Annotated in this window: 16 protein-coding genes, 1 tRNA gene and 2 pseudogenes; 4 read left to right on the top strand and 15 right to left on the bottom strand. The window is 68.3% G+C overall.

The features are described from left to right. Window positions 1-290 precede the first annotated feature (290 nt). Window positions 291-363 (bottom strand) — tRNA-Arg (locus ADBZ6I_RS07950). 408 nt (window positions 364-771) lie between these two features. Between ADBZ6I_RS07950 and ADBZ6I_RS07945 the strand changes: the two genes are divergently transcribed. Continuing rightward, complete coding sequence (locus ADBZ6I_RS07945; RefSeq protein WP_526382585.1) at window positions 772-1,869, top strand: carboxylate-amine ligase; 1,098 nt, start codon at window positions 772-774, stop codon at window positions 1,867-1,869. Window positions 1,870-1,961: 92 nt separating this feature from the next. On the opposite strand, the gene ADBZ6I_RS07940 is transcribed toward ADBZ6I_RS07945, so the two are convergent. The 10 genes and pseudogenes from ADBZ6I_RS07940 to ADBZ6I_RS07895 all read right to left on the bottom strand — a co-directional run bounded on the left by ADBZ6I_RS07940 (window position 1,962) and on the right by ADBZ6I_RS07895 (window position 9,540). Then, window positions 1,962-2,699 (bottom strand): anti-sigma factor, encoded by a 738-nt coding sequence (locus ADBZ6I_RS07940; protein ID WP_526382583.1) that lies wholly within the window; start codon window positions 2,697-2,699, stop codon window positions 1,962-1,964. Window positions 2,700-2,709: 10 nt separating this feature from the next. After that, the gene (locus ADBZ6I_RS07935) at window positions 2,710-3,339 is read right to left on the bottom strand and encodes an RNA polymerase sigma factor (RefSeq protein ID WP_526382581.1); all 630 of its coding nucleotides are present in this window, start codon (window positions 3,337-3,339) and stop codon (window positions 2,710-2,712) included. Next, entirely contained in the window at window positions 3,324-4,151 is an 828-nt protein-coding gene (locus ADBZ6I_RS07930) for a DUF1365 family protein (protein ID WP_526382579.1), read from the bottom strand. The genes ADBZ6I_RS07935 and ADBZ6I_RS07930 overlap by 16 nt, the downstream gene beginning before the upstream one ends. 52 nt (window positions 4,152-4,203) lie before the next feature. Next, window positions 4,204-4,854: pseudogene (locus ADBZ6I_RS07925) on the bottom strand (poly-gamma-glutamate hydrolase family protein); the annotation flags it as partial. A 30-nt stretch (window positions 4,855-4,884) separates the two neighbouring features. Then, window positions 4,885-6,105: an Nramp family divalent metal transporter gene (locus ADBZ6I_RS07920; protein ID WP_526382577.1), complete on the bottom strand. Its 1,221-nt coding sequence runs from the start codon at window positions 6,103-6,105 to the stop codon at window positions 4,885-4,887. Window positions 6,106-6,113: 8 nt separating this feature from the next. Further along, window positions 6,114-6,362: a hypothetical protein gene (locus ADBZ6I_RS07915; RefSeq protein ID WP_526382575.1), complete on the bottom strand. Its 249-nt coding sequence runs from the start codon at window positions 6,360-6,362 to the stop codon at window positions 6,114-6,116. Window positions 6,363-6,404: 42 nt separating this feature from the next. Then, window positions 6,405-7,481, bottom strand: coding sequence for an NAD(P)H-dependent amine dehydrogenase family protein (locus tag ADBZ6I_RS07910; RefSeq protein ID WP_526382573.1), 1,077 nt, complete (start codon window positions 7,479-7,481; stop codon window positions 6,405-6,407). 23 nt (window positions 7,482-7,504) lie between these two features. Further along, the gene (locus ADBZ6I_RS07905) at window positions 7,505-8,296 is read right to left on the bottom strand and encodes an SDR family oxidoreductase (RefSeq protein WP_526382571.1); all 792 of its coding nucleotides are present in this window, start codon (window positions 8,294-8,296) and stop codon (window positions 7,505-7,507) included. A gap of 57 nt (window positions 8,297-8,353) precedes the next feature. Beyond that, window positions 8,354-9,277, bottom strand: coding sequence for a non-homologous end joining protein Ku (gene ku / locus ADBZ6I_RS07900; protein ID WP_526382569.1), 924 nt, complete (start codon window positions 9,275-9,277; stop codon window positions 8,354-8,356). Window positions 9,278-9,294: 17 nt separating this feature from the next. Beyond that, the gene (locus ADBZ6I_RS07895; protein WP_526382567.1) at window positions 9,295-9,540 is read right to left on the bottom strand and encodes a hypothetical protein; all 246 of its coding nucleotides are present in this window, start codon (window positions 9,538-9,540) and stop codon (window positions 9,295-9,297) included. Between the two features lie 35 nt (window positions 9,541-9,575). On the opposite strand from ADBZ6I_RS07895, the gene ADBZ6I_RS07890 reads away from it, so the two are divergent. After that, window positions 9,576-11,897 (top strand): ATP-dependent DNA ligase, encoded by a 2,322-nt coding sequence (locus ADBZ6I_RS07890; RefSeq protein WP_526382565.1) that lies wholly within the window; start codon window positions 9,576-9,578, stop codon window positions 11,895-11,897. Here ADBZ6I_RS07890 and ADBZ6I_RS07885 read toward each other — a convergent pair. From ADBZ6I_RS07885 to ADBZ6I_RS07870, 4 genes are all read right to left on the bottom strand, one after another. Further along, on the bottom strand, window positions 11,795-12,370 hold the full coding sequence (locus ADBZ6I_RS07885; protein WP_526382563.1) for a hypothetical protein: 576 nt from the start codon (window positions 12,368-12,370) through the stop codon (window positions 11,795-11,797). The genes ADBZ6I_RS07890 and ADBZ6I_RS07885 overlap by 103 nt on opposite strands. 26 nt (window positions 12,371-12,396) lie before the next feature. Continuing rightward, complete coding sequence (locus ADBZ6I_RS07880; RefSeq protein WP_526382561.1) at window positions 12,397-14,265, bottom strand: propionyl-CoA synthetase; 1,869 nt, start codon at window positions 14,263-14,265, stop codon at window positions 12,397-12,399. A 39-nt stretch (window positions 14,266-14,304) separates the two neighbouring features. Continuing rightward, window positions 14,305-15,174, bottom strand: coding sequence for a TIGR03619 family F420-dependent LLM class oxidoreductase (locus ADBZ6I_RS07875; RefSeq protein WP_526382559.1), 870 nt, complete (start codon window positions 15,172-15,174; stop codon window positions 14,305-14,307). Window positions 15,175-15,258: 84 nt separating this feature from the next. Further along, window positions 15,259-15,738: a DUF2231 domain-containing protein gene (locus ADBZ6I_RS07870; protein WP_526382557.1), complete on the bottom strand. Its 480-nt coding sequence runs from the start codon at window positions 15,736-15,738 to the stop codon at window positions 15,259-15,261. Window positions 15,739-15,806: 68 nt separating this feature from the next. Between ADBZ6I_RS07870 and ADBZ6I_RS07865 the strand changes: the two genes are divergently transcribed. After that, window positions 15,807-18,101 carry a heavy metal translocating P-type ATPase gene (locus ADBZ6I_RS07865; RefSeq protein ID WP_526382555.1) on the top strand — a complete coding sequence of 765 codons (2,295 nt, stop codon included), beginning with the start codon at window positions 15,807-15,809 and terminating at the stop codon, window positions 18,099-18,101. Then, window positions 18,098-18,226, top strand: a pseudogene (locus ADBZ6I_RS07860) (MFS transporter); the annotation flags it as partial. The gene ADBZ6I_RS07865 and the pseudogene ADBZ6I_RS07860, both read left to right, overlap by 4 nt.

Genomic DNA, 18,226 nt, shown 5'->3' with positions numbered 1-18,226 from the left:
GCGCGACACGGCTGCGTCGCTAGCGATCCAGGCCGGCGCATCCGTCATCGCCGTTGCGCGTCTCCTGGGCCACGAATCGGCAGCCACAACGCTGAATCACTACGCCGGACTGTTCCCCAGTGACCTAGACGACGTTGCTCACCGACTGGATGCTGCCGCGCGTCAGGCCATCGAACGGCAATCGAATTCATCCGGTGCTACAGAAGCACCGACCAAGCGCCGACCAGAAGGGAGCGGAGGAGCGTAGGGCAATCGCCCGGAAAACGGTTCTGATCTGCGGAAATAGAGTGTGCCCCCGGCAGGATTCGAACCTGCGACACCGGCTTTAGGAGAGCCGTGCTCTATCCCCTGAGCTACGAGGGCGGACAGCCTGGCAGCTTACCGGTTATAGCTCAGGGGGCGGAGCCGTCGGACTAGCGAGCCCCGTAGAGCGCGATCAAGTAGCTGTGGCCACGTTCGGGCGCGTAGCGGGGGTAGTCCTTGCGAATCCAGGTTGCCATCCGGCCAGGACTGCCGGCAGACCATTCCCTCGGTCAGACCCAGGTAAACAACCCGGCGGCGGCTCAGCGGAGCGCATATATGACTTGTGCGAAGCACTTTCACAGTAGCCCTGAACAGCCAAAAGGGCGCGAATCGGCCTGCGCGCGTTGGAATTAAGCGCTCCGCAGCTACCGCTGCGTGATACGTGTTCTGACAGTCCGTCGGCGGCGGTCGGGTTTGGAAACCGGCGGCCCTGGGCACTCCCATTCATCACCGATGAAGGAGCTGACCATGAGCGGCCCCAGCTTCGGCGTGGAAGAAGAGTTCCTGCTGGTCGATCCGCTCACCGGCTGGCCGGTCGCGCGCAACGCCGAGGTCGCTCGCTACGCCGCGCGTCGCGGCATCAATCTCCAACTTGAATTGACGGCTTCGCAGGTAGAGGTTGCCACCGATAAGGCTGAGACCAGTTCGCAACTGCGCGAACAGATTTCACAGCTGCGAGCCGCGACGGCGGCGTCCGCGCAGGAAGCCGGTGCGGTACTGCTGGCCGCCGGTATGCCACCAGCCGGTGACACGCCGGTGGCGATCACCGACAGTGCGCGTTATCACCGGATAGCCGATGCCGTCGGCATGATCGCCGACGAGCGCGGTAACTGCGGATGCCACGTGCACGTCGAAGTCCCGAGCCGCGATGCGGCCATCGCGGTGAGTAACTGGCTGCGGCCGTGGCTGCCGGTGATGCTTGCGCTGACAGCGAACTCGTCGATTCACCGCGGCAGCGACACCGGTCATGCCAGTTGGCGCAATGTGGTGTGGGGTCGATGGCCCAGCGCCGGACCGCCGCCGTATTTCGACACCGAAGCCGACTGCGACGCCGCGGTAGCGGCGCTGCTGGAGAGCGGCGCGATCCTCGACGACGGAATGATCTACTGGGATGTCCGGCCGTCGGTCCGGTTTCCCACCGTAGAGGTCCGGGTGGCCGACGTTGCGCTGACGGCCGCCGAGACCGTGCTGCACGCCACCCTGGTCCGCGCGTCGGTGATGACTGCGCTGGCGGCGTACGAGCGCGGCGAGTCCGCGCCGGCCATTCCCGATCACCTAGTCCGTCTGGCGTGTTGGAAGGCCGCCCACGACGGTCTGGGCGGACGGCTCCTCGATATCGCCGGGAGGGACATCGTTCGCGCCGTGCCCGCGACGAAGGTATTGCAGCAGTGGTCGACCGCCATCGGTCCCGCCCTGGCCCAGCTCGGCGACGACGCCTGGGTCTGCCTGGAAATTCACCGGCTGTTGCAGCGCGGCAACGGTGCGATCCGCCAGCGCCGCGCGTGGCGGCACCGGCGCGACGTCGCCGACGTGGTGGCGGAAGTGGCGGCAGCCACGGTCAGCTGAAGTGGCGGCAGCCACGGTCAGCGGAAGTGGCGGCAGCCACGGTCAGCTGAAGTGGCGGCAGCCACGGTCAGTTAGCGTGGCGGCCGCGACGCTCAGCTGAGCGGAAGCTCGGCGATCACCGCACCGGTGGGCTGGGTGGACCCCGTCCCGGGCTCCACGGTGAACCTCAGTTTCGTCGAGTTGCCGAGGTTGTCCAGCACGGCGGTGGTCGACGGCGCGACGGCCTTGGCGTCCATCGTCCCGGCTGACGACGCTCCAGACGGGCTCACCAACCACATTTGATAGACCGTCCCCGGCGACGGCGGCGGTACGTCGTTCATCACCAGCACGCCCGCGTTGCGGTCCCGGGAGAACACCACGGTGGCGGTCCCGCCGGCCGGGATGGCCCCGGAGACAGTGTGCACATCGGCGGCCGTGAACACCTGTTGCGCGGTGGATTGCGGCGGCGGCGCCGCGGGGCGCAGCGACAATCCGACCCCGACTGCCGTCAGGCCGATCAGCACGGCGGCGGCGGCCGACAGCACCGCGGTGCGCCACCGTCGGCCCCCGGGTGTCGGGGTTGGCGTTGTCGGAAGAGTCCGAACGTTGTCGCCGGCGACCGCCGACATCAGCCGGGCGCGCAGGTCGGCCGGCGGCTCCTCGGCGCTGGCGGCCGACACCACCGCCATCGTCTCCCGAACGGCCCGCACCTCGTCGTAGAAGTCGTCTGCCACCGACAGCGGGGCGCTCGCAAGCCAGCTTTCGATCTCGTCGCGCTCGGTGTCCGACACCGCGTCCAGCGCGTACGGCACCGCCAGTTCGAGCAGGTCTCCTTCGCGTGTCTGGGTCATCGGAGTTCCCTCACCCGACACCCAGGCAGTTGCGCAGGCCACGCAGCCCGTCCCGCATCCGAGACTTGACGGTGGCCAGATTCGCCGACAGGCGCTCGGAGACCTGCACGTAGGTCATGCCCTGGTAGTAGGCGAGTTCGATGCACTCGCGCTGGATGTCGGTGAGGCCGTCCAGGCACGCCGTGACGCGCCGGCGATCCTCGCCGGAGAGCACCGCGTCGGTGACGCTGTCGGTGTCACGCTCCACATTTGCCGAGCCGTATCTCGAATCACGCTGCGTGGCGGCCTGTTCGGATCGCACCCGATCGACCGCGCGGCGGTGGGCCAGCGTGAGTAGCCAGGCCAGCGCACTCCCGGACGCCGGGTCGTAGCTCTCCGCGGTTCGCCACACCTGCAGGTACACGTCCTGGGTGGTTTCCTCGCTGTAGCCGCGGTCGCGCAGGACCCGGCACACCATGCCGTACACCCGGGACCGGGTGGCGTCGTACAACTGCGCGAAGGCGTCGGCGTCGCCGTGGGCGACCCGGCGCAACAAGGCGTCCAAGTCGGTCGAACTCACCGTTTCATTCCGCTCGTGTTCGGTGACATCGAACCGAAGCGTAACTGGACGGTCCAGCAATTGCGTCACGACGTCGCCCACGAATGGCTATTTGCCCCCCATCTGGCGGCGGGGGCGTTTACCGCCCGCTGCACGACACGTTCGTGGCGCTCCGGGCTCGGCGCCGATGGCATGCCGCGCCACCGCAGCAGCATCGCCTGCAGGCGCACACCGAGCCTCGCCATTTGAGGCGCCAGCGGATTGGTCAGTTGCATCCGCAGCACCTGGCCCGCGGTCGCAGGCCGGCGTGACCCGCGCCAGGTAGCGACCAGTGCCGCGTGGTTGTCGCGATGCAACGAGATCGTCAGCTCCAGGCTTTCCGTCGGCCGGGGCAGCCGCACCAGGAAGTAACCGTCCTCCCCGGCAAACGGGGCGTCGCGCACGCCGTCGGCCACCGCGGCCGGGCCGTCCTCGGCGGCGGGAAGCAGGTAGGCCCGGCGGGCTCCCGCGGCGTCCTGCACCTCGGCGATGACGCAGCGCACGCCGCCGGCGGCATCGTGGCACCAGAACAGGCTGAGCGGACTGAAGGCATGGCCCAGCACCCGCGGCATCAGCAGCGCCGTCACCCGTCCGCCCGGGATGAAGACGCCGTGGCGGGCCAGATAGGCATCGACGCGCTGGCGCAGGGTGTCGCCCGGCGCCCCGTCGAGGTGGTCGCTTGCCTCGAATCGCGCGAACGGACGCAGCCACCAGGACAGCTGCGGAAGCTCCTCGATGTCGACGTACCAGCTGTAGGTGCCGTGCTCCCCGAAGTGGCGCACCGGCGAACGGTGCAGGTGCGTGACGCGCATCGGATACAGCGCCGGGGTCAGCGCGGAAGTAGACCGGGCAGACGTTGCGGTTTCCACATCCATGATTCGGAGCCGTGGTGCTCACGGATGGGTCTGTGACGCAGATCTCTGCTGCTCAGCCGCCCCAGCGGGTCGCAGCCGCGGCCAGGCCGTCGACCAGCGCCGATGTGGCCGGCGAGAGGCCGTCCGGGCCCGGCGGCGGGCCGCGCGGGCTGATGCCGCGCACCCGCGCCGGCAACTCCAGCTGCACTCCGCCGCCGCGGCTGCGGTTGACCGGGTTGTCGGGGTGCACGCCCCGAAGCTCCGGGGGCATGTCGTGCAGGTCGGTCAGCATCCGATAGCCGGGCAGCTCGACGCAACGGGCCAGGTGTTCGGCCAGTGCCCGGTTGCCGCTGCCGGCCAGCAGGTGAGTCGAACGGCCGATCCGCCCGTACCCGTGCAGCGAGATCACCACGTCGACGTGGCTGAGGAACTCCGCGAGCCGGCTGGACTCGGAGGCCAGGTAGCGGGCCGACGGCAGGTGGTGGGGATAACCGTCCGGGTGGGGAACCGCGTACACCGACGCCCCCGACTGTTCGGCGGCTCGCTCGGCAATCACGTCGGTGACCTTCTCCAGCCCGCCGCCGTGGATGGCCAGGAATCCGAACCGGGACCGCAGGACGCCGCTTTCGGTGACACCGGGAACCCTCAACAACTCCGAGAGCGACTGCGGACCGTCCCCGGCGTGCGTCGTTCGCCGGGCTGGCCAGTGCGCGGGATTCGCACGGGTTGGAGCCGTAGGCGAAGTAGCTGTGCATCAGCGGACGGTGAGAACGATCAGTGCCAGGTTGAGCATGATGATGAGGGCCGCCGCCGACCAGGCCAGCAGCGTGGTCAGCGCGTGGTTGGCGTCGGTGCCCATCAGGTTGCGGTTCGCGGTCAGTCGGACCAGCGGAACAAGGGCGAACGGAATGCCGAAGGACAGGATGACCTGCGAGAGCACCAGGGCCTTGGTGGGGTCCACCCCACTGGCCAGCACCAGCAGTGCCGGAATAAGGGTGACCAGCCGCCGAACCAGCACCGGAAACCTTCTGCGCAGCAGACCCTGCATGATCATCGCGCCGGCGTAGGCGCCCACCGACGTCGACGCCAGTCCCGACGCCAGCAGGCCGACGGCGAAGAACAGCGCTACGCCCGGCCCCAGCGCCGCACCGACGGCGGCGTGGGCACCCTCGATGGTGTCGGTGCCCTCGACGCCGCGCAGGTTGGTCGCGGCCACCAGCAGCAGCGCCAGGTTCACCGTGCCGGCCACCACCATCGCGATCCCGACATCCCAGCGGGTAGCTCGCAACAGCGCGATGCGGCGACCGCCGGCGGGCGGGTGGCCGTGCCGGTCTCGGGCCAGCCCGGAGTGCAGATACACCGCATGCGGCATCACCGTCGCCCCGAGCATGGCGGTGGCCAGCAGCACGCTGTCGGCGCCGTCGAAGCGGGGGAGCAGGCCGCCGGCCACCGACGCGGCCGGCGGCGGGTTGACGACCAGGCTGGCCAGGAAACCGATCGTGATGACCAGCAGCAGACCGGTGATGATCCGCTCGAACATCCGCTGCCCGCGGCGGTCGCCGATGGCCAGCAGGACCAGCGACACCGCGCCGGTGATGACGCCGCCCAGGACCAGCGGCAGGCCGAAGAGCAGCTTCAGCGCCAGAGCCCCGCCGATGATCTCGGCGACGTCGGTGGCGATCGCGACCAGTTCAGCCTGTACCCAGTACGCGATCCGGCTCCTCCTGCCGGTCCGGTCCCGCACTGCCTCCGGCAGGCTCCGGCCGGTCACCAAACCCAGCTTGGCGCTGAGGTATTGGATCAGCCCGGCCATGACGTTGGCGACGACGATCACCCACACCAGCAGGAAGCCGAACTGCGACCCGGCGCTGACGTTGGCGGCGATGTTGCCCGGGTCGACATAGGCAACGGCGGCGACGAAGGCGGGCCCGAGCAGAGACCACCGGGGGGCGCTCGGTGTTCGTGTGGTGATCAACGGCGCGGTCAGAACTCGATCCAGACGCCGCCGCCGCCCAGGCCGATCACCGGGGTTCCCCAACCGACACCCCACCCCGGCCACGGGTTGCTCAGCGCCGGGTTGGGCGTGGTGGTGATCGCGGTGTGGCCGCCGGTGACGCACGTCGTGGTGGTCGGACCGGTCTTGGTGCATGTGGGAACCGCCGCGACGGGGGCGGCCAGAAGCAGGGCGGACACCAGGGAGGCAGCAAGGGCCGCCAGCAACGCTCGTGTCATGGCGTCCTCCGTTGCCGAGGCCGAAGGGCCTGGTACAGCCCTTTAGGCGCCAGAGTACAAGCCCTTACCGGTGATCAGCGGAAGATCCAGCGTCGTGCGGATCCCCGGTTCGGCGGCCACCACGGCCGGGATCGCGTTGACAATGCGCATCGCGGTGGCCAGCACCCCGGCGTGGTTGTGGTCGCCGTTGGGGCTCGACAGGCAGACGTCCACGGCGTAGCACGGCTCCCCGGTGATCTCGATGCGGTAGTTGCCGCCCGGCTGCGCGGGCTGCGGCCACTCCGGGGCGAGGTCGTCGCGCAATCTGGTGATGTGTTCGAGCACGACGGCGGGGGCTCCGTCGACCATGCCGATCACCTCGAAACGCAAGGCGGCGGCGGTCCCCTTCGCGATGTGCCCGCTGGAGATGTCGAACGCCTCCGGCGCCGGTTCGCGGATGTACATCTCTTCCAGGCCGTCGAGTTCGAGCCCCAGGCCTGCGGCCAGTTGCCGGACCACCGACCCCCAGCCGATGCTGAGCACACCCGGCTGCAGCAGAATCGGGATCTCGTCCATCGGCTTGCCGAAGCCCATCACGTCGAACATCACCGTCGCGCTGTCGTAGGTGGCGTAGTTGACGATCTCCATGCAGCGCACCTGCTCGATGCTCTGGCAGGTTCCGGCAAGTGCCAGCGGGATCAGATCGTTGGCGAAACCGGGGTCGATGCCGTTGACGAAGAGACTCGACTTCCCTTGCCGGGCAGCCTCTTCGATGGGCGTCAGCATCTGATCGGGGATCACCTGCCACGGCCACTGCAGGAACACCGGGCCGCTGCCCACCACGTTGACGCCGGCCGCCAGAATCTTGCGGTAGTCCTCCAGCGCCTCCATCAGCCGGTTGTCGGCCATCGCGGTGTAGACGGCGCAGTCGGGTCCGGTGGCCAGCACCGCGTCGAGGTCATTGGTGGCCAGCACGCCGGTGCGGGTGTCCAGCCCGGCGAGTTCGGCGGCGTCCTTGCCGGCCTTGGCCTTCGAGGACACCCACACCGCGGTGAGTTCGTAGTCGGGGTTGGAGATCAGCGATCGCAGCGCATGGGTGCCGACGTTGCCGGTGCCGATCTGCGCGACGCGAATGGCCATGGTGTCCTCCTACAGCTGTGGGTCTACAGGTCCGGGATGGGCAAGTCGAGGTTGGGAACGACCAGGCCGCCGTCGACCTCGAGCATCTTGCCGGTCAGGAAGCTGCCGGCCGGTGAGGCCAGATAGACCGCCGCCGCGGCGATGTCGTCCGGCTCACCGAGACGTCGCATCGGGGTGGCTTTCTCCATCGGCAGGCGCAGTGCGTCGTTGGACGCCACGACGTCCAGCGCTGACGTCAGGATGGAGCCGGGAGCTATCGCGTTGACCCGGATCCGCGGGCAGAGGTCCAGCGCGGTGAGCCGGGTGTAGTGCGCCAGTGCGGCTTTGGCGGTGCCGTACGCGGCGAAGCCCCGACCGGCCAGGCGGCCCATGGTGGAGCTGATGTTGATGATCGAGCCGCCGCCGGAATGCTCCAGCATCAGCGGGACCGCCGCCACCGTCAGCGCGTGGGCGGTCAGCACGTTGAAGGCGAAGGCGTCGCGCATGTCTTTGACCGTGGTGGTCAGCAGCGTATTGGGCATGCTGCCGCCGACATTGTTGACCACGATGTCCAGCCTGCCGAATGCCGCCACCGCGGCACCGGCCAGTTCGGCGGTACTGTCCGGCTGGGCGAGGTCGGCCACCACGACATGGGCGCGCCGGCCGGCGGCTTCCACCTGCGCGGCCACCGCCTGAAGCTCAGCCTCGGTTCGGGACGAGATCACGACGTCGGCGCCGACCTCGGCGAAGGCCACCGCGATCGCCGCTCCCAGCCCACGCCCGGCTCCGGTCACGACAGCGACCTGCCCGTCCAGCCGGAAGTTGTCCAGGATCACGTCGGCTCCTTGTCACGAACCGTTGTCGCCAACCCCCACGGTAATCTGTAACACGTTCTATTTCTTGGCGGGGGCCTTCCGGGCGGGCGCCTTCTTCGCCGGGGCTTTTTTGGCGGCGGCTTTCACGGCTGGGACAGTGGGTTCAGTGGCTTCAGTTGCTGCGGGTTCCGCCTGGCTGCGGGCGGCGGACTCCTCGCGGCGGCGCTTGACGCTGGCTTCGAGCTTGGCCAACAGGTCGGAGACGTCCTCGGTGTCGTCGAGGCGGGCCGGTTTCTCCTCGGTGGTGAAGGCCTGGCCGCCGGAGAGTTTGGCCTCGACGAGTTCCTGCAGTTGCTCCTGATAGGTGTCGGTGTACTGCTCGGGATGGAAGTCGTCGGCCATCGACTCCACCACCTGGCCGGCCATCTTCAGTTCGGCCGGGCGGACTTCGACATCGGCGTCCAGGGACGGGAAGTCGGGATCCCGGATCTCGTCGGGCCAGAGCAGCGTGTGCACCACCATGACGTTGCGCTTGGAGTAGTCCTTGACCCGCAGCGCCGCCAGCCGGGTCTTGTTGCGCAGCGCGAAGTTGACGATGGCCACCCGATCGGTCTCCGACAGGGCTTTGGCAAGTAGTACATAGGATTTCGAGGACTTGCCGTCCGGCTCCAGGTAGTAGCTGCGGTCGAACATGATCGGATCCAGATCGCTCGCCGGGACGAACTCCAGCACCTCGATCTCGTGGCTGCGCTCCTCCGGCAGGGTGGCGATGTCCTCGTCGGTGATCACCACCGTCTGACTGCCCGACTCGTAGGCCTTGGCGATGTCGCGGTACTCGACCGCTTCGCCGCATTCCTCGCAGACCCGCTGATAGCGAATGCGGCCGTTGTCCTTGGCGTGCACCTGATGGAACTTCAGGTCGTGGTCCTCGGTGGCGCTGTACACCTTCACCGGGACGTTCACCAGACCGAAGGCGACGGAACCTTTCCAGATCGAACGCATGTGGCCAGTCCCGCCGGTCAGAACGCTGACTTGGTTGCCGGATTGAGCCCGGTCGGAAGCCCGGGGTTGTAGCCCATCCCGAGACTGGGATCAAGACCCGTCGGGGACTCCGGGGAAGCGACGTTGGGTGCCGGTTTGCATTCGCCCGGGGTCGGTCTCTGGCCGGCGGCGCAGTACGGGAGCCGGTCGTCGGGATTGGCGGCCGCCGGCGGTGCTGTCAGCAAACCCACGGCCAGCGCAGCTGCAACCGAGTACCTGATCATTGGTCCACCGTAGCAGCGGGTAATACCGTGAGGTGGTGATCGACGTCTGGCCACCGGGAGCCACGAGCGGGCCGCTGGTCAGGCTGACCAACCCGGACAAAGTGCTGTACCCGGAGACCGGCACCACCAAAGCCGACGTGTTCCGGTACTACACCACCATCGCCGAGGTGATGGTGCCGCACATCGCCGGCCGGCCGGCCACCCGCAAGCGCTGGCCCAATGGAGTCGAGGGAACCGCGTTCTTCGAGAAGGAACTGGCGAAGTCGGCGCCGTCCTGGTTGCACCGCGGCACCTTGGTGCACAAGTCCGGTGCTACCGCCTACCCGATCATCGACGACTCCACCGGGCTGGCCTGGATCGCCCAGCAGGCCGCGCTGGAAGTCCATGTGCCGCAATGGCTTTTCGGCCCCGACGGAAGGCCGGGCCTGGCGAACCGCCTGGTGTTCGATCTCGACCCCGGCGACGGCGTGACCATGACGCAGCTGTGCGAAGTCGCCCACGCGGTGCGGGAGCTGATCGACGACATCGGTTTGCGGGTGTTCCCGTTGACCAGCGGCAGCAAGGGCCTGCATCTTTACGTCCCGCTCGCCGATCCGATCAGCAGCGCCGGCGCGGCGGTGCTGGCGCGCACGGTGGCCCAGCAACTCGAGCAGAGCATGCCCGCCCTGGTGACGGCGACCATGACCCGCAGCCTTCGCGCGGGCAAGGTATTCCTGGACTGGAGCCAGAACAACGCGGCCAAGACCACCATCGCGCCCTACTCGCTGCGCGGTCGCCGCACGCCCACCGTCGCCGCCCCTCGAACCTGGGAGGAGATCGGCGATCCCGAACTAGAGCAGTTGCAGTTCGAGGAGGTGCTGTCCAGGGTCGCCGACCACGGCGATCTGCTGGCCGGTCTCGACGAGCAGGCCGGGCCGCCGCCGGTCGACAGATTGACCACCTACCGCGGCATGCGCGATGCCGCCAAGACCCCGGAGCCGGTGCCCTCCGCCGCGACACCACCGGCGGCCGCGGCGGGCAATCGGTTCGTCATCCAGGAGCACCGCGCCCGCCGTCTGCACTACGACTTCCGGTTGGAGCGCGACGGAGTCCTGGTGTCGTGGGCAGTTCCCAAGAACCTGCCCGACACCCCGTCGGTCAACCATCTGGCCGTACACACCGAGGATCACCCCCTGGAGTACGCAGGCTTCGAAGGCGCCATCCCCGCCGGGGAGTACGGCGCCGGCACGGTGACGGTGTGGGATTCCGGCACCTACGACGCCGAGAAATTCAATGTCTCCGACGGCCCGGATGGCAAGGGTGGCGAGGTGATCGTCGACCTGAGCGGTCAGCGGGTCAGCGGACGCTACGCACTGATTCAGACCGACGGCGACCAATGGCTGGCGCACCGGATGAAGGAGCAGCCCAGCTCACGGATTAACACCGTGCGGCTGTCCGACTTCTCGCCGATGCTGGCCACCCTCGGCTCGGTGGACAGGCTCACCTCCGCGCACTGGGCGTTCGAAGGCAAATTCGACGGCTACCGACTTCTGGTGGAGGCCGACCACGGCCGGCTGCGGCTGCAAACGCGCAACGGACGCGACGTCACCAAGGAATATCCGCAACTGCAGGAGCTGGCCGCCGCGATCGGCGCACACCACGTGATCCTCGACGGGGAGGTGGTTGCCCTCGACGAGCGCGGCGTGCCCAACTTCAGCGAGATGCAGAACCGGGCCCGGGCAACCCGCATTCAGTTCTGGGCCTTCGACATTCTGCACCTCGACGACCGCTCGCTGCTGCGGGCCAAGTACCGCGACCGGCGCCGCGTGCTCGAAACCTTTGCTCAGGGAACGGGTTTGATCGTGCCGCCCCTGCTCGACGACGACGGCCCGGCGGCGCTGGCCTACTCGCGTAAGCGTAAGTGGGAGGGCGTCGTCGCCAAGAAGTGGGACTCCACCTATCAGCCGGGAAGGCGCTCGTCGGCGTGGATCAAGGACAAGAACTGGAACACCCAGGAGGCGGTCATCGGCGGCTGGCGCAAAGGTGAAGGCGGGCGCTCCAGCGGCATCGGTGCGCTGCTGCTCGGGATCCCCGAAGAAGAGGGCTTGCGCTTCATCGGCCGGGTGGGCACCGGGTTCACCGAAAAGGACCTCGCCGAGCTGAAATCCATTCTGGCACCGCTGCATACGGCCCGCTCGCCGTTCGACCCGGCGCTGCCGCGGGCGGAGGTCAAGGATGTGACCTTTGTGCGGCCCGAGCTTGTCGGCGAGGTCCGCTACGGGGAGATGACGTCGGACGACAGGTTGCGCCATCCGAGTTGGCGGGGATTGCGGCCGGACAAGTCCCCATCGGATGTGGTGTGGGAGGAGCCCGGGTAATTGCTACGGCGGGCGGCGCCCTTGAGTAGCAGCGCCTCGGTCATCCCGAGGGCCAGGACCGGCCACAGCACTCCGGCGATCGCAGCGATCAGGATGGGGTGCTCGGCGGCGGCATCAGGCTGTTGGGTAAGCCACTGCCCGACAACGAAAACCGTTGCGGCAACGGCCGATGCGATGACGAGATAGATGCTTGACCACAGCATCGGCGGCTCCTTTGGCCTGCAGGCTGGCGTCCTGCGTATAAATCCGATAGTCGCATGCCGGAACCGAGAAATCCTGCAAATTAATCGCGACGTGCCGAGGATGTTGCGGATCGTCTTCTCCGGGTAGCCGGCGTCCCGACGGGCGGGCACCAGTTGGGCCAAAGTTCGCCGCGGCACGGCCTTTCGCAAGGCGCGTCCCCGGGCGATATCGGTGGCGCGGCTCTCGACAGCGATGACCCGCTCGCGCAGTGGGCTCTCCACGGTCGTCATCGTGGAATTTTAGTGCCGTCCGATGTTCAACTCCGGAGAATTGGCAACAATGTCTCCAAAACACTGGGATCCTCGATGGTCGACGGCACGGGTTCGTCGCGACCGTCGGCGATGCCGCGCATGGTCTTGCGCAGAATCTTTCCCGAACGGGTCTTCGGCAGCGCCGGAACGACATCCACGGTGTTGAAGCACGCGACAGCGCCGATCGAATGCCGAACCGCCGCTATCAATTCGGCGGCCAGGCCTTCATCGGATGCGCCGGCTTTGAGCACCACCAACCCCCGCGGCACCTGCCCCTTGATCTCGTCGGCCACGCCGATCACTGCGCACTCCGCGACGGCCGGGTGGCCGGCCACCACCGCCTCAATCGCACCGGTGGACAAGCGGTGGCCGGCGACGTTGATCACGTCGTCGATGCGGCCCATCACGAACAGGTAGCCGTCCCGGTCGAGGTAGCCGCCGTCGCCGGTGAGGTAGTAGCCCGGATGTTCGCACAGGTACGACGCCTCGAACCGGGCATCGTCACCCCACAGGGTGGGCAGGGTGCCCGGCGGCAACGGCAACCGGATGCAGATGGCGCCCTCCTGCTCTTGCTCGCATCCGGAGCCGTCCGGGTGCAGGATGTGCACGTCGTAACCCGGCATCGGCACCGTCGGCGATCCGGCCTTCAACCGAAGTTGCTCCACTCCAACGGGATTGGCGGCGATCGCCCATCCGGTTTCGGTCTGCCACCAGTGGTCGATCACCGGTATGCCCAGCTTCTGCGAGGCCCACTCGTAGGTGTCGGGGTCCAGCCGCTCGCCGGCTTGGAACAGATACCGCAGGCACGACAGGTCGTAGCGCGACAAGTGGGATGCCTCGGGATCTTCCTTGCGGATGGCGCGCAGCGCCGTCGGCGCAGAGAACAAGACCTTGACCCTGTGCTCGGACACCACCCGCCAGAACGCCCCGGGATCGGGCGTTCCGATCGGCTTGCCCTCGTAGAGAACGGTTGTCGCACCGGCCAGCAGCGGCCCGTAGACGATATAGGAGTGGCCGACCACCCAGCCGATATCGGAGGCCGCCCAGAACACCCCTCCGGGGCCCACCCCGTAGATGTTGCGCATGCTCCAGGTCAGGGCCACCGCGTGTCCGCCGTTGTCGCGGACGATGCCCTTGGGCTTGCCGGTGGTCCCCGAGGTATAGAGCACGTACAGCGGATCGGTCGCGGCCACCGGCACCGGGTCGGCCGGTTGGGCTCCTGCCATCAGGTCGGCCCAGTCGTGGTCACGGCCGGCGACGAGATCGCAGCGCTGCCGGTCGCGCTGGACGATCACACAGGCCTGCGGCCGGTGCGACGACCGCTGCAGCGCGTGGTCGAGCATCGGCTTGTACTCGATCACCCGGGTCGGTTCGATTCCGCACGACGCCGAGACGATCACCGTCGGCTGGGCGTCATCGATGCGGGTGGCCAACTCGTGGCTGGCGAACCCGCCGAACACCACCGAGTGCACCGCGCCGAGGCGGGCGCAGGCCAGCATTGCCACCACGGCCTCGGGGATCATCGGCATGTACAGCACCACGCGATCGCCTTTGTTGACCCCGAGTCCGCGCAGGACACCGGCGAAACGCGCTGTCTCGTCGAGTAATTCACGGTAGGTGTAGGTGCGTTTGACGCCGGCGACCGGTGAGTCGTAGATCAGTGCGGGCTGATCGCCGCGCTCGTCGATATGACGATCGAGCGCGTTGGCGCAGGTGTTGAGTTCGGCGTCGGGGAACCATCGGTAGAACGGCGGATTGTCGTCGTCGAGGATGCGTTGTGGCGCCCTGGTCCAGGTGACCGCGCGGGCTGCCTGCGCCCAGAAGCCAGCCGGATCGTCGAGGCTTGCCTGAAAGATCTCCCGATACTCGCCCACGACGAGAACGTTAACCCGACAAAAGGGTGCTCTGGCCGGTTACGTCACCTTGTCGATGACGTTCTCGGCGAACATCTCCAGGTTGCGGATCTTGACATCCAGGGGTTCGGTATCCGGGCCGGTGATGTAGGGCAGCCGGAAGCCGACGATGACGTCGGTGACGCCCTTGTCCTCCAGTCGCTTGATGCCGTCCGGGGTGTAGGCGTCCAGCGAGATGACGTGGATCTGGAAGTCCTTGTCGGCGGTGCCCTCCTCCTCGCGGTAGCGCCGCAGCTTGGCCAGCAGGTCGTCGAGATCCTCGGTGCCGCCGCCGTGCATCCAACCGTCGTTGCGGGCAGCGCGGCGCAGGGCCGCGTCGGCGTGACCGCCGATCAGGATCGGGATCGGCGCGGTCGGTGCCGGCGTCATCTTGATTTTCGGGATGTCGAAGAATTCGCCGTGATAGTCGAAGTAGTCCCCGGATGTGAGGCCGCGGATGATGTCGATGCACTCGTCCATCCGCCTGCCGCGTTTGGCGAACGGGACACCCATGATCTCGTAGTCCTCCGGCCACGGGCTGGTTCCCACGCCCAGCCCCACCCGGTTGCCGATCAGGGCGGCCAGTGAACCGGCCTGCTTTGCCACCAGTGCCGGCGGGCGGATGGGCAGTTTGAGGACGAAGAAGTTGAAGTGCAGCGTGCTGGTCACCGCGCCGAGTGCGGCGGTCAGGATGAAGGTCTCGATGAAGGCCTTGCCGTCGAGGAACTCGCGGTTTCCGTCCGGGGTATAGGGGTATTTCGAGTCCGACTCGAATGGGTAGGCGATGCTGTCCGGGATGGTCATCGCGTGGTAGCCGGCGGCCTCGGCGGCTTTGGCGAGCGGGATGTAGTAGCTCGGTTCGGTCATCGCTTCGGCGTAGGTGAATCGCACGAGCCGATACTAGAACGTGTTCTAGTGCGTTGAGGTGCTTTGGCCGGCCCGGGTCACCGGACCGTCACCGCATCGGAGCCCGAGCTAACCTCCCTCGCCGGCCGCGGGTTCGAGCACGTCGCTCCACACCGACTGGGCGCCGGAGTGGCCGATCCGGAACACCTGGACGGTGGTGCCCACGCCGATCACCACCACTAGAACCGCGACGATCACCGACAGGGCCGTCGAGGACTTGCCCCGGTTGGAGCGCACGTGCGAAAAGGCCAGCAGTGCGGCGGCGACCATCAACGCGATCGAGACGTAGATCATGGTGTCGCCGAGATGCTCGTGGGTGTCGAGGTATGCCGAGTCCGGCGTGCGTTCGTACAGCCACTCACCGGCCTCCGTCGCCACCGGCGTCAGCACCAGATTGACGCCGGCGAGCACCAACACCAGCCACACCAGCCGCTGCCGGGCGGCCGGCCAGACCGCGCATAGGATCGCCAAAACCGCGGCCAGGGGCGCCAGCACCACGATGAAGTGGACCAGCAGTGGGTGGGCGGGAAGGCCGTCAAGAGTCGACATCGGGCAGATGCTACAAGCCGGATGCTCCTTTTTCCGGATTCGCCGCCGGCTGACAGACTGGGGTGACCATGGCCCATCTGCGCTGGCTGCTGCTGCTCGGCGTCACCCTGACGGCACTGGCCGCCGGGGGTGTTGCTTGGTTGTCCGGCGCCCCCACGGTCGCCGACGCCTGCTGGATCGTCGGCACGGTCGCAGCGATCCTGCCCGCGATGTGGTGGGTGATCACCGGCCTTCGGGCCGGCCGCTTCGGCGTCGACATCCTCGCCGTGCTGTCACTGGCCGGCGCCCTCGCGGTCGGCGAGTACCTGGCCGGAGCGCTGATCGGCGTCATGCTCGCCACCGGTCAGGCACTGGACGCCGCGGCCGAAAGGCGGGCCACCAAGGATCTGCGCGCGCTGCTGGACCGGGTCCCGCGCACCGCGCGGCGGCGCACCCCCGATGGCGTCGAGGTGATCGACCTGGACCAAATCGGGGTGGGTGACGCAGTGGTCATCGGCCCTGGTGAGGTGCTGCCGGTGGACGGCAGAGTGTGCTCGGACTACGCGGTGATCGACGACTCGGCGCTGACCGGCGAACCTCTGCAGGTGCGCTACAGCAGCGGCGAGGAGGTGCGCAGTGGCAGCCTCAACGCCGGTGCCGCGCTGGAGATTCAGGCCACTGCCACCGCCGCCGACAGCACCTACGCGGGCATCGTGCGGCTGGCCAAGCAGGCGGCGGCGGAGTCTGCGCCGGTTATCCGCCTCGCCGACCGGGTGGCCGCCTGGTTCGTCCCTCTCGCGCTGGCGGTCGCCGGACTGGCCTGGCTGCTCAGCGGATCGGCCGCTCGGGCGGTCGCCGTTCTGGTGGTCGCCACGCCGTGCCCGCTGTTGCTGGCCGCACCCGTGGCGATCGTGTCCGGCCTGTCCCGCGCCTCCCGGATCGGGGTGCTCGTGCGTGGCGGCGGTCCGCTCGAAACCCTCGGCCGCGCAACCACGTTGGTGTTGGACAAGACCGGGACTCTGACCTCGGGACGGCCCCGGGGAACCGATGTGGTGACTGCGCCCGGCTGGGACTCCGGCGAGGTGCTGCGGCTGGCCGCCTCCGCCGACCAGCTTTCCCCGCACGTCCTGGCCGCGGCGATCGTCGAAGAGGCGCGGCTGCGCGGACTGACGCTGAGTATGCCCACCGACACCGCCGAAGAGGCCGGAACCGGGGTGGCGGCGACGGTGGACGGGCGTCGGGTGCAGGTCGGCAACTTCAGTCTCGACGGGCAGCCGGCCGCCTGGGTGGCCGCAGTGCTGTCCCGGGCGTCGCTGGACGGCGCTGTGGTGGCCTGGGTCCGGGTCGACGGCGACATCGTCGGCGCAATCCTGTTGGCCGACCCGCTGCGCCCGGACGCCCCGCGAACCCTGCGGCGGCTGCGCGCGGCCGGCATGACCCGGCTGGTGATGCTGACCGGTGACCGGCCGGCGCCGGCCCAGCAGATCGGGACGGTGTTGGGCCTCGACGAGGTGGCGGCCCAGCAGACACCGGCGGACAAGGTGGCCCGGGTTCGTGCCGAGCGGGAGCGGGCGGTGACGGCGATGGTGGGCGACGGGGTCAACGACGCCCCGGCGCTGGCCGCCGCCGACATCGGCATCGCGATGGGGGCGCGGGGATCGACGGCCAGTTCCGAAGCCGCCGACATCGTGCTGACCACAGATCGGCTCGACCGGCTGGCCGACGCCATGCTGATCGCTCGCCGGTCGCGCCGTATCGCGGTACAGAGCGCCGTCGTCGGCATGGGATTGTCGTTGGTGGCGATGGGCTTTGCCGCCGTCGGACTGCTGGCGCCGGCGGCCGGTGCGCTGCTGCAGGAAGGTATCGACCTCGCGGTGATCCTCAATGCGCTGCGCGCTCTGCGCGGCGACCATGGGGCGGCGGTGCGCCTTGATGAAAACACGCAGCAAATGCTGCAACGGTTCGCCGGCGAGCACGATCGCATGCGCGACGAACTCTCCGTGCTGCGCGACGTCGCCCAGCAGGTCAGTGCGGGGGATCGGCACGCTGCCCTGGTGACGCTGCGGGCGGCCGACCGGTTCCTGCGGGAAACCCTGCTGCCCCACGAGGATGCCGAGGACAACGCGCTCTACCCGGCGCTGGCGCGGCCGCTGGGGAGCCCCGAGGCCACCGCGACCATGAGCCGCATGCATGCCGAGATCCACCGGCTCGCGCAGCGGCTGCACAGCCACCGCGACATCGCCGAGGCGGCCGGTACGGTGACAGGCGAACAGTCCGACGATCTGCTCGCCTGTCTGTACGGTCTGTACGCCCTGCTTTGCCTGCACTTCGTGCAGGAGGAGGAGAACTTCTTCGTGCTCGCCCCGACGCCGACCGAGCGGTGACCTGGCTCAACCGCAACGTGCGGGTGCTCTCCGCGGTGTCGTTCCTGCAGGACACTGCCAGCGAACTGCTTTATCCGCTGCTGCCCATCTACCTGACCACGGTGCTTGGCGCCCCGCCGTCGGTG

The organism is Mycobacterium sp. (assembly GCF_044342925.1).
Taxonomy (GTDB): domain Bacteria; phylum Actinomycetota; class Actinomycetes; order Mycobacteriales; family Mycobacteriaceae; genus Mycobacterium.
The sequence above is the reverse complement of the archived record's forward strand: the minus strand, read 5'-3'. Positions and strand labels throughout refer to the sequence as shown.

Coding starts and splice junctions, on each gene's coding strand:
- ADBZ6I_RS07885 (WP_526382563.1), bottom strand. CDS start 12,370: ATGACGACCGTGGAGAGCCCACTGCGCGAGCGGGTCATCGCTGTCGAG.
- ADBZ6I_RS07930 (WP_526382579.1), bottom strand. CDS start 4,151: ATGGATGTGGAAACCGCAACGTCTGCCCGGTCTACTTCCGCGCTGACC.
- ADBZ6I_RS07915 (WP_526382575.1), bottom strand. CDS start 6,362: ATGACACGAGCGTTGCTGGCGGCCCTTGCTGCCTCCCTGGTGTCCGCC.
- ADBZ6I_RS07910 (WP_526382573.1), bottom strand. CDS start 7,481: ATGGCCATTCGCGTCGCGCAGATCGGCACCGGCAACGTCGGCACCCAT.
- ADBZ6I_RS07945 (WP_526382585.1), top strand. CDS start 772: ATGAGCGGCCCCAGCTTCGGCGTGGAAGAAGAGTTCCTGCTGGTCGAT.
- ADBZ6I_RS07865 (WP_526382555.1), top strand. CDS start 15,807: ATGGCCCATCTGCGCTGGCTGCTGCTGCTCGGCGTCACCCTGACGGCA.
- ADBZ6I_RS07940 (WP_526382583.1), bottom strand. CDS start 2,699: ATGACCCAGACACGCGAAGGAGACCTGCTCGAACTGGCGGTGCCGTAC.
- ADBZ6I_RS07870 (WP_526382557.1), bottom strand. CDS start 15,738: ATGTCGACTCTTGACGGCCTTCCCGCCCACCCACTGCTGGTCCACTTC.
- ku (WP_526382569.1), bottom strand. CDS start 9,277: ATGCGTTCGATCTGGAAAGGTTCCGTCGCCTTCGGTCTGGTGAACGTC.
- ADBZ6I_RS07895 (WP_526382567.1), bottom strand. CDS start 9,540: ATGATCAGGTACTCGGTTGCAGCTGCGCTGGCCGTGGGTTTGCTGACA.